Source organism: Ignatzschineria ureiclastica (assembly GCF_003121845.1).
Taxonomy (GTDB): domain Bacteria; phylum Pseudomonadota; class Gammaproteobacteria; order Cardiobacteriales; family Wohlfahrtiimonadaceae; genus Ignatzschineria; species Ignatzschineria ureiclastica.
In genome coordinates this window covers 387553-405680 of record NZ_QEWQ01000004.1, presented here as the reverse complement: position 1 = coordinate 405680, position 18128 = coordinate 387553, and the positions used below count along the sequence as shown (strand labels likewise).

Genomic DNA, 18128 nt, shown 5'->3' with positions numbered 1-18128 from the left:
CATAAATTTACCAAAATATTTACAATATTTGGGTCGTAATCTATTGCTTATGATCTAAAATTTAATAAAAAACTTTATAAATGATTAGTAATCATCTTTTATTGTCAAGAGTTGTAAATTGATCTAGGTCAATATATACTCGCCGTTGTTATTTTTTGTTAGATAAAAATGGTTAAAAAATGAATAAGATTTATAAGGTTGTGTGGAATGGAATCCTCGGTCATTGGGTAGTAACATCGGAGCTTGCGCGCAGAAGTGGTAAGGTAAAAAGTTGCCAACAAACTGTGAATGCAGTGGATAAATTGACAGTATGGCCTAATACCAATGGAGCCAAATATAAATTATTAGCATTAGCTACCTTTTTAGGTTTGAGTGGCAGTAGTATTAATATTGCAATGGCGCAAAATCCTAACTTTGTGATTCGTCATCAAAATGATCAAATTTATTATCCCGATCACGAAGTAATGTCTCGGGATGGTATTACACGCGATAGCATCAATGGCATTATTTTTGATTCATCGCTCACAGGACAACAGGATGTGACCTTTGAAGCGCCGAATGCCAAATTGAATAGTACTCGAGTACGTTCCGCGATTCAGGTTGGATTGTATGATGTGCCTGAAAACATCCGATATAGCCTCGATAGTTTAGGTTTAAAAATCAATGACTATGGTGATGGAATATTATTTAATACCGGACAAGATGACCGTTATGGTCGGAAGATCTTCCTCAAAGGAGAAGATGCCAATGATTATGTCGGTACGACTTATGTTAAAAACAACGCATATCTCTATGTTGGGCAAGATGCCGAGAAAGATCACTCTCTCTTAGGTCATAATAATGATCTTACGATTAGTGATTTCTCTGTTGTGGGTATTTATAGCCAAGAAGTGGTCAATCAATTACGCTTTATCGCCGGCGATAGTGCAAGATTATCCCGTGATAGCCAAGATCCTGATCGCTATTTCTTCGCTGAAATTGAGCAAACAGGTGCAGAAGAGGGAGTTCGTTTTTACCATATTCCCAATACACCACAAGGTGGAGTCGTTCATTTAACGCCTAAATCAAGTTTAGTGGTCAATGGTGAAACAACCTTTGCCGGAAATAATGCGTTCAATGTTTCCATTAGTGCTTATGATGCGAAGCTTGATCTTAAACAAGAGGCAACATTTGATCGCGGTAATATCTATCTTAACAATAACAGCCAAGGCGTTGCCGAGAAAAATGTACAATTCTCAGGGCATAACTCAGGGCTTTCATTAACGAATCATTCTAAATTAGAAGTAAAAGGCACACTAGAGAAGCTCAATAGTCGCGAGAATAATGGCTATGGTTATTTTACAGTGAAAACCGGTTCTGAATTAGAACTGCATCAAGAAGCCGTTATTGAGCGAGGAACGCTTGATATTAATGATGGTAATGAATTCCGCCATAATAGCGGGTTCCCTGATCATCAACGTCAACCGAATCAACCTGTCGATGGTTTACAATCATACTTTAGCAAAATGTCGGCAATGGTGAGCTCAAAGCACAATATTATCTTTAAAGGTAGTGATAATCGCCTCAATGTAACCGGTAGTCAATTACTGGTGAGTGAAAACCTGCTTGCTAATGATGGTTTAAAAGTCAACGCATTATCCGGTAATATTAATGTCAAAGGTAATGAAGGATTTGTATTAGGGGCGAAAAGCGATGCTGTCTTATTAGCGACTAAAATGGGCTTATCTGAGTGGACTATCGGTGATGAAAGCCTTGTATTCTCTGGAAGTAATCAAATTCTAGTAGATCGTAATATGACATTAGGCGAAAAAAGTGCCTGGTTAGATGCAACTTATGCGGATGGGGAAACACTGCTACTCCCTAATGGTGATGAGAAAGTAGCTCGGTTACATTTTGCCAACGATTATGCACATCACGGCTTAACGTATGATGAGTATCTTAACGTGATGAAAGGTCGCAATTCTAATGAATCATCAAATGAAGACTTATCAGAAGAAAGTACACCGCTATTCTACGATATTGTTAAAGCAGGAAGCTTGACTGTTTTCGGCGATCTCACGCTTAAAGAAGAAGCGCTTTATGATGCAGTGGGCACTGTTGAAGTAGAGGGTGGGCTTTTTGTTGCGCCGATGGCAGAATTTGTGATTAATCGTAAAAATTCTGCAGGACTTGTTGAGGGAGAGATGGCGCTTTTAGGGCATTTAGATCTCTCTAAAGGTGGGAAGTTTACGGTTTATGATGGGGATGTCATTATCCAAAAGGGCAGTAATATTGCCGGTGAAATGAGTATTGATGCCGGTCAGAAATTGATCTTTAGAGGCGGTAATACGACTATTACTCAAGATCAATCTCACATTGCCGGTACGATTTTCCTACAAAATGCAGGTACAACTTTAGCGCTCAATGATAGGGATTTAGGTGTAGCTAATCTGAATGTTGGGCAAGGTACAAGCTTGCTAGCCTCTGGCAATAATCATCTGCAAGATCTGCATAACGCCGGTGATATCTTTATTGGTAGTGCAACCGATCTCAGTCAAAACCGCAATGGGATGTTAGTGGTTAATGGCGATTATACCGGTGAAAAAGGGAGTACACTGCATTTTGGTAATATCGCAGTGCGAGAGGAAGATCCTAATAATCCATTAGTAGCCGGTCATAAAGATCTGCTCTGGGTTAAAGGTCAGGCAAGTGGTGAGAGTTATGTCGCTATTAATGGCAAGATTAAAGATCTTGGTCAATTGACGAAAAAGGGTATTTTACTTGCGCATATTGAAGGGGAATCTGACCTCACTTTATCATTGGCACCTGGGCAACGTGTCACAGATGGTGGAACAGAATACCTACTTGTAGGTCGTGCTGAATTAAATGACCCTGATTTAGTGGAGGGGCAAAATAGCTGGTATCTCAGTAATGTGAAAGAAGTACCTGCGGAGTTACCAGAGAAGAAACCTGTCGAAGTAGTTCCGGTTGAACCGCCGGTAGAATCACCTATTGAAGTTCCAAGCGAAGTGCCAACTGAAGTACCTACGGAAACACCGGTAGAATCACCTGTTGAAGTTCCAAACGAAGCACCGACAGATGTGCCAACTGAAGTACCTACGGAAACACCGGTAGAATCACCTGTTGAAGTTCCAAACGAAGTACCGACAGAAGTGCCAACTGAAGTACCTACGGAAACGCCGGTAGAATTACCTGTTGAAGTTCCAAACGAAGTACCGACAGATGTGCCAACTGAAGTACCTACGGAAACACCGGTAGAGTTACCTGTTGAAATTCCAAATGAAGTACCGACAGAAGTGCCAACTGAAGTACCTACGGAAACGCCGGTAGAATCACCTGTTGAAGTTCCAAACGAAGCACCGACAGAAATTCCTGTAGAAACGCCGGTAGAGCAACCTACAGAAGATTTAGATCAAAATGATCAAACAGAGCAACCCATTGTTGAGATCCCTGGGGATCATCAGGATATTGAGCCTAATGAGCCAATTATAAAATCTGATGCGGACAATCCTATTGTAACCAATCCGGATGATCTGAGTGGAGACAGAACATCGGTGGAGGATAAGATCCCCGGGGATCAGTCAACAGATATTCCTGTGATTGAAGACGAAACACCAGTCAATGATGAAGTGGTTGTTGAGGACGAAACGCCTGCCAATGATGAAGTGATCGTTGAAGATGAAACTCCGGCAAATGATGAAGTGATCGTTGAAGATGAAACTCCGGCAAATGATGAAGTGATCGTTGAAGATGAAACACCAGTCAATGATGAAGTGATCGTTGAAGACGAAACGCCAGCCAATGATGAAGTGGTTGTTGAGGACGAAACTCCGGCAAATGATGAAGTGATCGTTGAAGACGAAACGCCAGTCAATGATGAAGTGATCATTGAAGACGAAACGCCAGTCAATGATGAAGTGATCGTTGAAGACGAAACGCCAGTCAATGATGAAGTGATTGTTGAAGACGAAACGCCAGCCAATGATGAAGTGGTTGTTGAGGACGAAACTCCGGTAGAAGACGAAGCTCAAGCGGAAGACGAAGTTCAAGCGGAAGACGGAGTTCAAGCGGAAGACGAAGCTCAAGAAGAAGAGGAACAACAGATCTCTGATAATAAGGATCTTGAATCTGCGAATTCTAAATCGATTATCTTAGCCCCCGAATCTGCGAGCTATTTGACAAATCTGATCTTGAGTAATGAGATGTTCTCGTTTAAATATCACGATCGTCAATATGTGGATGGATATGATGATATCTGGGTGAGCGCTAGAGCCACGTTTGGTTCTTATAAAACAGCGGAAGATCGCAGCCTGAAATCTGATTTCAAAAGCTTTACGCTTCATATCGGTAAAGATATTTGGCAACAAGATCAATTCATTGCCGGTGTAATGGCTGCCTATGGTTATAGTAACGGTAGTAGTAAAAATCATTATACGGGTAAAAAAGCAGATCATCGCTCTACAGGTTTTGCCTTAGGTGCTTATGGTCATTATCAATTTGATGGGCATAATCAACGTTATATCGATTTGTGGGCACAATATGTAACGACTCATAATCGTGTGACGGGGCAAGGCCAATCGACAGATAGTTATCGCGCACGGGGTTGGATTGCCTCTATTGAAGCGGGTTATGAGCTTAATCTGAGTGAGAAAGTGACGTTACAACCTCAAGCACAGGTGACTTGGTTTAATGTCAAAGATCGTAATCACACGATGATGGATGGCACTAAAGTATCGAGTGAAAGTGGCAATCTACAAACTCGTTTAGGTGCTCGTTTAACCTATCAAGGCATCCGTTTCCAACCATTTGCAGAAGTGAACTATATTCACAACAGCAAGCCTTATCGTATTAAGCTACAAGGAGAGTTAAATCAAACTCGCGTTGAAGCTGCTGGAAGCCACAATCTCTATCAAGTGGAATTAGGCGTACAGATGAAGCAAAATCGCCATTGGACAACCTCTGGATCGGTTTCGATGACAAAAGGAAAAGATAGCTATAAAAATGGTCGTGTAAAAATGGATTTCCGTTACGATTTCTAATTTTGATTAAAGTTGAAAATTATTAAGCTATTAGTGAGCAAAAAGGCGTTGTGATTATTCACAGCGCCTTTTGTTTATTGATTAATGGATCAATCGATTAGTTCATTATTGAGCAATAATTGAATATAGTAAATTTGGTTTAAGAAAACTGATTTTAAACAACTCTTGCAATATGCCGGATAGAATGGCTTCCTTACTTATTACAGCCGATTCGCCGGCATTTAAATAAGCTTATTTTGAACCGACATTACTATAATTATTCGATAGGAAGAGAAGAGGATGCTTTATCTTCTATCGAGGATGCAAAAATAGTGGTTTTGTGAATACTGTATTGTTGCATCATTTTCGCTGTTTGTGGATTGAGTCCGCTTACATCTACATCGATTCCCTCACGAATATATTTTAGAATAATTTTATCAATGGTGCTGACGGCTGTAAGATCCCAAATGGTAGCTTTGCTAAGATCTAAGGTAATGCGTTTGACTCGTTCTTTAAAATCGAACGCATTATTGAGTTTATGCGCCGAGCTAAAGAAGAGCTGACCATTAACATAGTAAGTTCGATGATTATTCTCAAGCGTAGAATGGGCTTCAATCTCAAGATATTGTTCTACTTTATAGGCAAAGAAAGCCATTGAAAGCAACACACCGGTAATAACACCAAAAGCGAGGTTATGGGTGTAAACCACAACGGCAACAGTAACGAGCATTACGATATTGGTATAAATAGGCATCTTATGGAAATGACGAATTGATCCCCAATCAAAGGTTCCTATGGAGACCATAATCATCACTGCTACAAGCGCAGCCATAGGAATAATCCGAATCAGATCCGACATAAAGACCACTAAAATGAGTAGGAAAATCCCTGCACAAAATGTAGAAAGTCGAGTACGTCCTCCTGATTTGACGTTAATAACTGATTGACCAATCATCGCACAGCCCGCCATTCCGCCTAAAAAACCGGTCACAATATTCGCTAACCCTTGGCCTTTACATTCCCGGTTTTTATCACTTGTAGTTTCTGTGAAATCATCCACAATGGCTGCGGTCATCATCGATTCCAAAAGACCTACGATCATAAGCGCAATGGAATAGGGGAAAATAATCGAGAGCGTTTCAAGGTTAAAAGGAATATTAGGGATTAAAAAGGTAGGAAGTGTATCAGGGAGTTCTCCCATATCGCCTACAGTCCGAATATCAATTCCGGTGATAAAGACAAATAGGGTTAAAATGGCAATACAGATGAGTGGCGAAGGGAGCATCTTGCCGATCACCGGAATATAAGGGAAAAGATAGATAATCGCAAGTCCGACAAGCACTAGGGGATAGACACTCCAAGGGACATTTGTGAGCTCAGGTAATTGCGCCATAAAGATCAAAATCGCTAACGCATTGACAAATCCTATCACAACAGAGTTAGGCACAAAGCGCATTAACGCACCGAGTTTGATATAGCCTGCAATCACTTGCAAAATCCCGGTGAGAATAGTGGCAGCAAGGAGGTATTCAAGCCCGTGATTTTTGACGAGAGAAACCATTAAGAGTGCCATAGCCCCGGTAGCAGCAGAGATCATTGCAGGTCTCCCGCCAGCAAAAGCAATCACAACTGCCATTGAGAAAGAAGCATAGAGCCCGATTTTAGGATCAACGCCGGCAATAATAGAGAAGGCAATAGCTTCAGGAATGAGCGCAAGGGCAACAATCAGCCCTGAAATAAGATCTTTGGGAACGTTAGAGAACCATTCTTGACGAATAGTGGAGATAAACTGTTTAGACATAACTTCACACTTTTTAAAATAACCAAAAAAGAGATACTTTTATCATATTTAAAGTATCAGCAGAGAAAATTTCACAAAATGGCTAATATTAATCAGGGTGGAGTCATTGTTTAGTTATTCTTGAATAGTTTATTGTATAGTAGTATTTTTAAATCCTAATATCCAAATACTGATATTGAAAGACTTAATAAATTTTTGATTACAATATCTTATTCTATATTGCGAGATCTATCAATAGATTGCTAAAAAGATCGTATAGCAATTCTAAATTGTTAATTTTAGTTAATCCTGGTGAGATTGACAGTTTCGTGTCATCACTCATAAAGTCCTATTGAATAAATCCTATGCAATAAATTCTATTGCAATAAACCCCATTCTATTAAAACAATGGGGTAGGATTACATCATAGCGCATATATATGCGCTTGAGATTGCTGTAATTTACGACAGTAGGCAATTGTGAATGTAGTAGTAAACTAACCTACTATGCTGTCTGTGCTTCGTGAACTAATTTTTCAAGATATTGATTGATAAGATCAGATTCATACATCCAATTGACAGAACCGTCGCTATGGGTGATTTTAAGGCAAGGGACTTGTTTCTTTCCTCCCTCTTTCTCTAATTCACTGCCATAGGGTTCTTCTTTTGCATCTCTTAGCTCAATATTGAGATTTAATCGCTTAATAGTACGGCGAACTTTAACGCAGAAAGGACACATATGATATTGATAGAGCGCTAAGTTTTTAGTTTTCTCATCAATAACGGCTTGCGCTTCCGGCGTACGTTTAGTCGGTGTTGGGGCAAATTTTTCATCAAAAAAGATAATAGCCTTGCCGAGAATATTACGGATAAGTTTCATACAGTAACCTTTAATTGCAAAATAAATAACCTTCAATTGATAAAATCAACTGATTGTCAATTTAATGAAATGAATATTTAATGGATATTAAACGAATTTTAAATAAAATTGTTCATAAAATATATTGAAGTAATGTCTACCATTGTACCCTAAATGGCAATAAAACGATATGTTCTAACTATTTCCCAGTAAGATCAATCCCTCAAAATATCAATCCTTCATAATTTAAGTACGATGATAATCCCGTAACCAAAGATCGAGGTTATTAGTAAAGAGCTGTCGATCTCGTTGTGTCAATGGTGATGGCCCTTTAGTCTGAATGCCACTGCCACGAAGGGCATCATTAAAATCCCGCATTGTTAATTTGGCGTCAATGGTGCCTTGGTCGTAGAAATATCCTCGAGGATTAAGGGCTTTACCAGCTTTATCGAGCACCTCTTTTGCAAGGGGAATATCGGCAGTAATAATTAGATCATCTTTATCTGTTAAATCCACAATACGTTGATCCGCAACATCAAATCCTGAGAGAACTTGAATCGATTGGATGAAAGGTGAGCGGGGTAGTTGAATACGCTGATTGGCAATAAAGGTCACTTTGATCTTTTCGCGAATCGCAACTCGACAGAGAATCTCTTTCAGAACATTGGGAATCGCATCGGCATCGACTAAAATTTTGGACATAAATAAGATATCTTAAAAGGATAAAAGCCTGCAAAATAACAGGCTTTATTAATATTGACAATGATTGTTGGGTTATTGAACAATCACTAATAACTGAATGATTTAATTCACGTGTAGCTTATAAGCTTTGAATTAACGAACAATCATAATATCACAATGAGAATGACGGACTGTGCTTTCTGATACTGAACCGACAAACATTCTTTCTACCATACCATAACCCGTTGCACCCATAACAATTAGATCAGCATTGACTTCAGGTGCGATCTTCTTAGCAATGACTGAGCGAGGTGATCCCTCTTTTTTAACGGTTGCAATATCAGTGAGGCCTGCTTCTTTAGCTCTATTTTCAGCATCGGTTAGGATTTTATTCGCGTTATCTTCCGCATATTGCTCAAGTGGCTCTCTATAAGCGATAGCTAGGGAATAAGAACGAACGTCGATGACGTGAGCGATAATCAACTTGCTACTATAAAATTTAGTTAACTCAATAGCTCGATCGAGTGCTTTTAGAGAAGCATCGGAACCATCAACAGGTACTAAAATTGTTTTATATTGAACACTCATCTATTTCTCCTTTGAAAATAGTATCGGGATTATATATTCATCTGTGCAATGGAATATTTCCACTTTTCACTCTACGCTATTATCTTTCAGATTTAACTTTTACATTTATTGATATTACTCTATATATTGATAACACAATCAACGGAATTAAACTAGGAGGAAAAATGCTAATCCTACTTAACATAAACCCCAATAAGTAGAAATTATTGGGGTTTATTTTTATTATTGGCTCTTTTGGTTATAGAATCAATAACTTATGATATGCTAAGTTGTATTTTAATTTCTCAATTTACTTAGAGATATGTGCAACTAAATCAAGTACTTTGTTAGAGTAACCGATTTCGTTATCATACCAAGCAACAACTTTAACGAATGTATCGGTTAATGCGATACCGGCTTTCGCATCAAAGACTGAAGTACATACTTCACCAAGGAAGTCTGTAGAAACAACTGCATCTTCAGTGTAACCTAATACACCTTTGAGCTCGCCTTCTGCCATCTCTTTCATTTTTGCACAGATTGCATCATAAGTTGCAGGTTTTGAAAGATTTACTGTTAAGTCAACAACAGATACGTTTGGTGTTGGTACACGGAATGACATACCTGTTAATTTGCCATTTAACTCAGGAATTACAACGCCTACTGCTTTTGCTGCACCTGTTGATGATGGAATGATGTTTTGTGACGCGCCGCGTCCACCACGCCAATCTTTCGCAGATGGACCATCTACTGTTTTTTGAGTTGCAGTAGTTGCGTGAACAGTGGTCATTAAACCTGATTCAATGCCCCAGTTATCATTTAACACTTTCGCAATAGGTGCTAAGCAGTTAGTTGTACATGATGCATTTGAAACGATGTCTTCACCTTTATAGGATTGCTCATTAACGCCGATTACAAACATAGGTGTTTTGTCTTTTGAAGGACCGGTCATGACAACTTTTTTAGCGCCTGCTTTGATGTGTTTACGTGCAGTTTCATCCGTTAAGAAGAGGCCTGTACCTTCAACTACAACATCCACATTGATCTCATCCCATTTAAGGTTTTCAGGATCACGTTCAGAAGTGACTCGAACTTTTTTACCGTTGACCACTAAGTGACCATCTTCTACTTTAACATCCCCTTTAAAACGGCCATGTGTTGAATCATACTTAAGCATATAAGCCATATAATCTACATCGATTAGGTCATTGATCCCTACAATTTCAATATCATTGCGTTCACAAGCTGCACGAAATACGAAACGACCGATACGACCAAAACCATTAATACCTACACGAATTGCCATATTAATATATCTCCTTTCTCAGAGTGGGTTCTTACAGAGGCTATAGTTGCTTGTAAGAGGTGAAATGTAAAAATGTCATAAGTTACAAAGTTGAACTACAAAATCACATTACGTAGTAACATTATGAATGAAAACTATTAATAAAATCAAGTAGAAGAGGAACAGGGCGAGCCGTTGATCCTTTCTCTTTACCAGATGTCCAAGCGGTACCTGCAACATCTAAATGAGCCCATGGATACTCTTCTACGAAACGTTCAAGGAAGCAGGCAGCAGTAATAGAACCTGCGCCACGACCGGCGCTAATATTACCCATATCGGCAAAATTAGAATCGAGCATGGGTTGGTAAATTTCCTTCCAAATAGGGAATTGCCAAACGTGATCGCGGGTTTTCTCACTGGATGCCTTGAGCTTAGCGGTCAAATCTTCGTTATTACTAAATAATCCTGAAACTTCATGACCTAGCGCAATAATAATAGCGCCTGTTAATGTCGCAATATCTACAATTGCTTTTGGCTTAAAGTGTGTTGCATAAGTCAGCGCATCACAGAGAATGAGACGACCTTCCGCATCCGTATTGAGTACTTCAATGGTTTGACCGGACATAGATGTAATGACATCACCAGGTTTTACTGCTTCGCCAGAAGGCATATTTTCAGTGGCAGGAATAAGGCCAATGACGTGTGTCTCAAGATTCAATTCAGCCAATGCTCTGAATGTTCCAAGTACAGAGGCCGCGCCGCCCATATCATATTTCATCTCATCCATAGCCGCACCCGGTTTGAGAGAAATCCCCCCTGTATCAAAGGTTACACCTTTGCCGACTAATGCAATCGGGGCTTCATCTTTAGCTTTGTCATGACGATATTCTAAGACGATGAAACGAGGTTTTTCTGCTGAACCTTGTGCAACCGCTAAAAATGCGCCCATTCCTAGCTTTTTAATTTCTGCTTTATTCAGAACGGTTGCTTTGACATTAGGGAATTTCTTCGCAAGCGCAAGTGCTGCATCCCCTAAATCAGTTGGCGTCATCATATTTGCTGGCATATTCGCTAAATCTTTGGTTAAAGCCATCCCATTGATTAATGCTTGCCCATAAGCAACGGCTTTAGTCACTTCACTATTGCCTTTTTCATCGACAATATGAATTTGTGTTAATTGCTGTGCTTTAACCGCTTCTTTGCGAGGGGCATTAAATTGATAAAGTACATCAGCGACTGCTTGAATCAATATTGGAATTGATTTCCCTTTATTTTTGCACTGCTCAAGGAGCGCAAACGAGAGTGATTTTGCAGGTGATGATTTGGCAACTCTAGTGGCACTCATAACCGCTTTTCGAAGATGATCAACCGAGAATTCTTCCTCTTTTCCTAAACCCACGATCAGCAGGCGTTTGCTACCAATCCCTTCAGCGATCACTAATGGTAATACATCACCCACTTTGCCAGTAATATCACCACTTTTTACTAAATCGGAGAGCAATCCCTTCAGTGCCTGATCAACTTTTTCACTGCTAACGGTTAATTTTCCCTCGAAAGCACCGATGACAAGACAATCACTTTGATGTTGGTGTAATTGCTCTTTTGCAAGATCAAAATGGATTTGATTGAGTTTCATTTTGTTTCCTTTAATTGCGTGATTTGTTTAGTGTATTATTACTTAATTGATTTAAATTAATTCATTCTGCAAAGCTTATTCATAAAGTGACCCCATTGCCATAGTGATCATTAAAATGAGTAATATAAGTCATAATCCTCTATAACAACTTAAGTCCATTTCATTGAAATTCAAGGAATGGGCGCTATTTAAAGTAGAGATTAGATCTAGATCCTGATTTATATCAGTTATCATTACCTTAATCACTCTATTAGCTACTATTGTTATTGGTAGACTTACAGAATTAATGACACTACTACTTTACTACAAAAACCTTTACTTTTGGGGAACTGATAGTAAAAAAGATCAACAAATGTCGATCTTTTTTAGCTATCTTTCCGTTTTACTGTTCTGTCACTAAACGACCTCTTAACGAGTTTGGTAGGGCTTCTGTAATAACGACATCACAGAAGTGACCGATGAGTGAGTGGGGCGCTTCAAAATTGACAACCCGATTATTTTCAGTTCGCCCTGCAAGCTCTTTCGGATTATGACGAGAGGGGCGATCTACTAAAATACGTTGCGTTGTTCCCACCATACTTTGTGAAATTGCATTTGCTTGCTCTGTTAATTTAGCTTGTAATCTTGCAAGGCGCTCTTTCTTCTCTTCCATAGGTACATTATCCGGCAAGTTTGCAGCAGGCGTTCCTGGGCGAGCAGAGTAGATAAAACTAAATGAAAAGTCGTAATGAATATCTTCGACGAGTTTCATTGTTGCTTCAAAATCCTCAGCACTTTCTCCAGGGAAGCCTACGATAATATCCGTTGAAATAGAGATATCCGGACGAATTTCCCGAAGTTTCTTGATCTTCGCTTTATACTCTAGGACGGTATGGTTCCGCTTCATCATCATCAGGATGTGATCAGAACCTGATTGTACCGGTAAATGAAGATGAGAGACGAGCTTTGGCACACGCGCATAAGCCTCGATTAAGCGATCTGAAAAAGCGATCGGGTGCGATGTTGTATAACGAATCCGTTCAATACCTTCGATTTCTGCGACATACTCAATGAGAAGAGCGAGATCCCCAATTTGACCATCTGGCATTTCTCCTTGGTAATCATTCACGTTTTGTCCAAGAAGCGTTACTTCCCGAACCCCTTGTTCCGCGAGTTCGGCAATTTCACCAATGACATCAATAAAAGGACGGGAAATCTCTTCACCCCGAGTATAAGGGACGATACAGAATGAACAATACTTATTACAACCTTCCATAATCGAGACAAATGCTGTAACGCCTTCAGCTCTCGGTTTTGGTAGGTGGTCAAATTTTTCAATTTCTGGGAAAGAGACATCCACCTGTGTGCCATTGCCTTGCCAAACATCGTGCAACATTTTAGGAAGACGATGAAGCGTTTGTGGGCCAAAAATAATATCGACGAAAGGCGCACGCTTTTTAATCGCTTCCCCTTCTTGTGAGGCAACACATCCACCGACAGCAATAACGATATGAGGATTTTCTTCTTTAAATTTCCGCCAACGGCCTAATTCTGAGAAGACTTTTTCTTGTGCTTTTTCCCGAATAGAGCAGGTGTTGAGGATAAAAACATCCGCATCTTCAAGGTTTTCAGTTCGCTCTAAGTTGCAAAATGCTTTGAGTGAATCTGCCATTTTCTTCGAGTCATACTCGTTCATTTGACAGCCTTGCGTCTGGATATAGAAGTTCTTATATTGTGCTGTTGCCATATTAATTATAGATATCTCACAGGTTAAAATTGACTAAAAAAATTGTAGCTATTCTACCGTATTTTGGGATCGCTTTCAGGTTACTTTCTGTATCTTTCTAATACACTGAATTATGGTCGTTAATCTCATGTTAACCTAACTATTAACTTAACTATTGATCCAGATATAACTCGCCATTCTGCCAGATTTAGCACCATCTCGGCGATAAGAGTAGAAATACTCCGGCATACTATAAGTACAGAGATCACCGCCATAGATTTGAGTGGTCGGAATCCCGAGGTTATAGAGACGTAATTTGGCGAGTTGATAGATATCTGCGTAATATTTCCCCTCATTGTCAGAGGGAATAAAGAGCGGATTCTTATCGCTTTCAATTGTCTTATCTTTGATCGTGTTGCCGAAAGCATCGATCGCGATATTCTCTAGTAGCGTATTACGATAGAGAAAGGCCTGTCGTACTTCATTACCGACTTCAAAGGCTTTTTGTGAAATAGCAGGGCCTAGCCAGACAAATAGATCTTCAGGCTTTTCGCCAAGCGCAGTGAGGCTGCGAATACTATTTTCAATAATATCCATCAAAAGCGAGCGCCAACCTGCGTGAATCGCAATGACACGATTTTCCGCTCTATTGGTAACTAAGATCGGTAAACAATCTGCCGTTAAAATCATTGCCGGTAGATTCGCTTGATCGGTATAGCAGGCATCAGCCCCAATGCCTGCCCATTTTTCATCAACCGGCACGCAGAGATTCGAATGAATCTGAGTCAGATGAAAGTTTGAGGCCGGAATAGTGAGTAGCTCTTGCAGTAATTGACGGTTTGCCATCACGCTCCGAGGATCATCGGCAGTACTTAGTCCCATATTCAATCCCTTAAAATCACCTTCGCTTACGCCTCCTTTACGGGTCGTTGTAAAAGCGGTAATACGCGATGAAATCGGCCAATTAGGTGTGATGATTTCGATCGAGTCGTTTGATTGATTCTCTAAGGGGTTGTTTAATGAATTTTTTGGCGTAATCTTAATGATTTTGCTCATATTGTTGGCTCTCCTCTCGAATAGCATCGATGAGTTGGGTCATATCATTGGGGTAGTCTTGTTCAAAATAGAGTTCTTCGCCTGTTCTTGGGTGATTAAATTGAATAGAGAATGCGTGAAGTGCTTGGCGTTTAAAGCCCCGAAGAACATTTTCAGCATGTTGACCAAATTTTTTGGGGAGTTTTAGGCGAGCGCCATAATCACTATCTCCAACGATGGGGTAATTAATATGTTGCATATGGACACGAATTTGATGAGTACGACCTGTCTCGATATTGGCTTCCACTAACGTATGGGCGCGAAAACGTTCTTTAACACGAATATGGGTAATTGCATCTTTACCATCTACATTCCCATCTTCATCGGGTTCTGGTACCCACATATGCTTTCGGCGATAAGGGTTGCGACCAATCGGGGCATCAATGGTGCGTCCTGAAATAAGCTCTCCAATGACTAAAGCATGATAAATCTTGGTCGGCGTACGCTCTTTAAATTGATTGATGAGATTCTCTTCAGCTTCCATTGTTTTCGCAATCAAAAGAAGTCCCGAGGTCTCTTTATCAAGTCTATGGACAATACCGGCGCGGGATAACTCTGCAAGTTTCGGCGCATGGTGAAGTAGGGCATTAGCTAATGTGCCTTGATGATTACCTGCGCCAGGATGTACAACCATACCGGCAGGTTTATTAATAACCATTAAGTCATCATCTTCATAAAGGATATCAAGCGCTATTTTTTCAGGAATTAATGTATCTTCTTCTGGTGAATGCTCTATGGTAATAGTAATGGTATCGCCAGCAGAAACAGGATCTTTCGGTTTTGGGACTTCACCATTTAATAATACTTGACCACTTTTTATCAGTTTTTGCACTTGGCTACGGGAAAGATTCTCCTGTAGGATAGGAAGTGTTGCATCAATGCGTTGATTATCTAGATGATCTGGAATGGAAATGGTAAAAGTTTCTGAATATTTCATAATTTGTCTGTATAATCTCGAAGAATAATTCAATTTGTTGGATCTATAGTAATAAAATGAAAGCGAAAAAACTAAAAATTTTTATGGTGCTAGCGGTTGCAGGAGTTCTCACAGCATGTGGTTCTTCATCTGCAAAGAAAGATGATAAGTACTATGGTATGACAGGACAACAACTACTCGAGGAAGGGAATAAAAACCTTGATGGTGCGAGCTATGAAATTGCGGTTCAACATTATGAAGCTATTGAAGCACGTTTTCCACATACGCGGTTAGCACAACAGGCTAAATTAAATAAGATTTATGCCAATTACCATGATCGACAATTTGATCAGGCACTTAAAGGGATTGATGAGTTTATTCGCCTCTATCCGAACCATGAGAATATAGATTATCTCTACTATATTCAAGGTCTAATTAATTTTGACCGCGCGCGTTCGATTTTAGATAAACTTTTGCCACCTGATCGCTCAAAAGTAGACCAAAAACAGATGCGTGATTCTTTAGCATCATTCTTAGTAATTGTGAATCGTTATCCTGATGGTGATTATGCTGAAGATGCAGCAAAACGAATCATTTATCTTCGTAACTTACTAGCAGAAGCTGAGATTCATAAGGCTAATTTCTATCTTGATCGTCACGCTTATGTTGGTGCGATTAATCGTGCGCAATATGTCCTCGATCATTATGATGCAACGACTTCTGTTTCTACTGCGCTCTATATTCAAGCAAAAGCATATCAAGCATTAGGTATGCCTGAGCTTGCGCAGAAGAGTATTGATGTTTTACGTTATAACTTTCCTTATGATGCGCGTTTAAAAGAGTTTGGTTATAAAAATACACCGGATGCAATCCCTACAGAAACTATAGAGGTTGTAGAGTATCCAGAATAAAAAGGGTAATTAAATTAGGTAGTAAGAAGAGAGCGATTTTAAAAGAATCGCTCTTTTTTATTGAAAATCAAGTTGTTGCCAATATGAATTGTCAAATTAGATAATATATGTTCGTTATTAACGCTATTCTTATGATGAATAACCATAATCGTTATGTAAATTGTATCGAGGATTTTCTGTAGCCTTATAACAAATTAAGCCTATTCACGTTATAATGTTATCCTTGCCTAAATCGGTATTAATGAAGAAAGAAGCAGATAATGATAATTTTAAGAATCTATCAAATCTTATGGTGGTTACTTCTCCCTGTTATTGTGGTATTACGCTTGTGGCGTGATTGGCGTTCGCCATTGGGTCTGCAAAACTTTCAGGATCGTTTTGGATTTCAACAGCTTCCAAAAGTCGATCTTATTATTCATGCTGTTTCGTTGGGGGAAGTTCGGGCGGTTACGCCTTTGGTAAAACGATTATTAGCTGAAAAGCCATCATTACGCATTCTATTTACAGCAACAACTTTAACAGGCAGTGATCAGATTCAGCGAACTTTTAAACAGGCATTAGCAGAGGCGCAATTATTCCATACTTATCTTCCTTTTGATTTTGGCCCATCAATTACCTCATTTTTAAAGAGAACATCTCCAAAAGCGATTCTCATTATGGAGACGGAAATTTGGCCTAATCTCTTTTACCAAGCCGAGAAACGTAATATAGAAGTGATTATGATTAGTGCATGCCTCTCTGATCGCTCTTTCTACCGGTATCAGAAAATTCGGCAAACAATTCGGAATCTGCTCAAGCCGGTGATTGTATTGACACAGACAGATGAAGACTCATTACGATTCGAATTACTAGGCGCGGGAAATGCGAAACGGATGGGAAATATCAAATATGATTTGGAAGTCGATCCTTCTGTCTTTGAACAACGAGATCAGTTGAAAGCCTTACAGTTACCTGACTCTCTCTACTGGATGGGAGCAAGTACGCATGAAGAGGAAGAGGAGATTATTGTTGAGGCCTTTATTGAAGCCCGTAAAAAATCACCGCATTTAAAGTTAATCATTGCACCTCGCCATCCTGAACGCTTTCCGGAAGTAAAGACGCTACTTGAAGAGTATGCGGATGCGCATAATTTTACACTTTCGATTAGAAGTCATGGGGCACTTGATGCTTTAAATCCTAGAGCGGATATTTGGCTTATTGACACCATGGGAGAGTTGCTACTTTTCTACGCTTTTGCAGATATGGCTTTAGTGGGGGGGAGTTTTGTTCCTATTGGGGGGCATAATATTTTAGAACCTGCTTATTTTGCAAAACCGATTATTGTTGGGCCTTATATGGATGAAAATCGAGAGACCCTAGAGCAGTTTCTAGAAAATAGAGCCATTATGCAGGTTAATAGCGAAACTTTAGAATCAACGATTATTGCTCTATCTCAAGATAAGGCGATGCGGGAAGCGTATGGAAATGCAGCGCATCAGACAATGATGCAGAATCAAGGGGCTATTGAGATTGTATTAGCGAAGATTGACTCTTTGTTCTAATAGATCCAAATTCAGATAGGTAGAGATTGTAGATCGAGAAATCGTGGATTTTAAAGTTTTTATTTATTTGATTTAACGAATTCATTTCAGAGTTTGCATAAATAGTGATTCAATCATAGGGGAATAGCGATGTTA

The 18128-nt window shown here is 39.6% G+C and carries 12 protein-coding genes; 3 read left to right on the top strand and 9 right to left on the bottom strand.

The annotated features are described in order from the left end of the window. Positions 1-179 precede the first annotated feature (179 nt). Positions 180-5039: an autotransporter outer membrane beta-barrel domain-containing protein gene (locus DC083_RS07285; protein WP_109189551.1), complete on the top strand. Its 4860-nt coding sequence runs from the start codon at positions 180-182 to the stop codon at positions 5037-5039. 256 nt (positions 5040-5295) lie between these two features. On the opposite strand, the gene DC083_RS07280 is transcribed toward DC083_RS07285, so the two are convergent. The 9 genes from DC083_RS07280 to DC083_RS07240 form a co-directional block, all read right to left on the bottom strand. Further along, a complete protein-coding gene (locus DC083_RS07280; RefSeq protein ID WP_109189550.1) occupies positions 5296-6819 on the bottom strand; it encodes a SulP family inorganic anion transporter in 1524 nt (507 codons plus the stop codon). Positions 6820-7302: 483 nt separating this feature from the next. Then, positions 7303-7677, bottom strand: a complete 375-nt coding sequence (locus DC083_RS07275) for a glutathione S-transferase N-terminal domain-containing protein (RefSeq protein ID WP_109189549.1) — start codon at positions 7675-7677, stop codon at positions 7303-7305. A 225-nt stretch (positions 7678-7902) separates the two neighbouring features. Beyond that, positions 7903-8358, bottom strand: coding sequence for a YaiI/YqxD family protein (locus DC083_RS07270; protein WP_109189548.1), 456 nt, complete (start codon positions 8356-8358; stop codon positions 7903-7905). A 132-nt stretch (positions 8359-8490) separates the two neighbouring features. After that, positions 8491-8925: a universal stress protein gene (locus tag DC083_RS07265; RefSeq protein ID WP_109189547.1), complete on the bottom strand. Its 435-nt coding sequence runs from the start codon at positions 8923-8925 to the stop codon at positions 8491-8493. Between the two features lie 289 nt (positions 8926-9214). After that, positions 9215-10210: a type I glyceraldehyde-3-phosphate dehydrogenase gene (gap, locus tag DC083_RS07260; RefSeq protein WP_109189546.1), complete on the bottom strand. Its 996-nt coding sequence runs from the start codon at positions 10208-10210 to the stop codon at positions 9215-9217. A gap of 121 nt (positions 10211-10331) precedes the next feature. Continuing rightward, complete coding sequence (locus tag DC083_RS07255; RefSeq protein ID WP_109189545.1) at positions 10332-11825, bottom strand: leucyl aminopeptidase; 1494 nt, start codon at positions 11823-11825, stop codon at positions 10332-10334. A 382-nt stretch (positions 11826-12207) separates the two neighbouring features. Next, entirely contained in the window at positions 12208-13551 is a 1344-nt protein-coding gene (miaB, locus tag DC083_RS07250; RefSeq protein ID WP_109189544.1) for a tRNA (N6-isopentenyl adenosine(37)-C2)-methylthiotransferase MiaB, read from the bottom strand. Between the two features lie 147 nt (positions 13552-13698). Then, the gene (gene pgeF, locus DC083_RS07245; protein WP_229822326.1) at positions 13699-14586 is read right to left on the bottom strand and encodes a peptidoglycan editing factor PgeF; all 888 of its coding nucleotides are present in this window, start codon (positions 14584-14586) and stop codon (positions 13699-13701) included. Beyond that, entirely contained in the window at positions 14570-15562 is a 993-nt protein-coding gene (locus tag DC083_RS07240) for an RluA family pseudouridine synthase (protein ID WP_109189543.1), read from the bottom strand. Before DC083_RS07240 ends, pgeF begins: the two co-directional genes overlap by 17 nt. Before the next feature lie 56 nt (positions 15563-15618). On the opposite strand from DC083_RS07240, the gene DC083_RS07235 reads away from it, so the two are divergent. Both DC083_RS07235 and DC083_RS07230 read left to right on the top strand, forming a co-directional pair. Then, positions 15619-16452 (top strand): outer membrane protein assembly factor BamD, encoded by an 834-nt coding sequence (locus tag DC083_RS07235; protein ID WP_229822328.1) that lies wholly within the window; start codon positions 15619-15621, stop codon positions 16450-16452. 260 nt (positions 16453-16712) lie between these two features. Then, entirely contained in the window at positions 16713-17993 is a 1281-nt protein-coding gene (locus tag DC083_RS07230) for a 3-deoxy-D-manno-octulosonic acid transferase (RefSeq protein WP_109189542.1), read from the top strand. Positions 17994-18128: the final 135 nt, after the last annotated feature.

Bases quoted from the DNA above. Each gene is read 5' to 3' on its own strand.
- pgeF (WP_229822326.1), bottom strand. From the start codon at position 14,586: ATGAGCAAAATCATTAAGATTACGCCAAAAAATTCATTAAACAACCCC.
- DC083_RS07230 (WP_109189542.1), top strand. From the start codon at position 16,713: ATGATAATTTTAAGAATCTATCAAATCTTATGGTGGTTACTTCTCCCT.
- DC083_RS07240 (WP_109189543.1), bottom strand. From the start codon at position 15,562: ATGAAATATTCAGAAACTTTTACCATTTCCATTCCAGATCATCTAGAT.
- gap (WP_109189546.1), bottom strand. From the start codon at position 10,210: ATGGCAATTCGTGTAGGTATTAATGGTTTTGGTCGTATCGGTCGTTTC.
- DC083_RS07235 (WP_229822328.1), top strand. From the start codon at position 15,619: ATGAAAGCGAAAAAACTAAAAATTTTTATGGTGCTAGCGGTTGCAGGA.
- DC083_RS07285 (WP_109189551.1), top strand. From the start codon at position 180: ATGAATAAGATTTATAAGGTTGTGTGGAATGGAATCCTCGGTCATTGG.
- DC083_RS07255 (WP_109189545.1), bottom strand. From the start codon at position 11,825: ATGAAACTCAATCAAATCCATTTTGATCTTGCAAAAGAGCAATTACAC.
- DC083_RS07270 (WP_109189548.1), bottom strand. From the start codon at position 8,358: ATGTCCAAAATTTTAGTCGATGCCGATGCGATTCCCAATGTTCTGAAA.
- DC083_RS07275 (WP_109189549.1), bottom strand. From the start codon at position 7,677: ATGAAACTTATCCGTAATATTCTCGGCAAGGCTATTATCTTTTTTGAT.
- DC083_RS07280 (WP_109189550.1), bottom strand. From the start codon at position 6,819: ATGTCTAAACAGTTTATCTCCACTATTCGTCAAGAATGGTTCTCTAAC.
- DC083_RS07265 (WP_109189547.1), bottom strand. From the start codon at position 8,925: ATGAGTGTTCAATATAAAACAATTTTAGTACCTGTTGATGGTTCCGAT.
- miaB (WP_109189544.1), bottom strand. From the start codon at position 13,551: ATGGCAACAGCACAATATAAGAACTTCTATATCCAGACGCAAGGCTGT.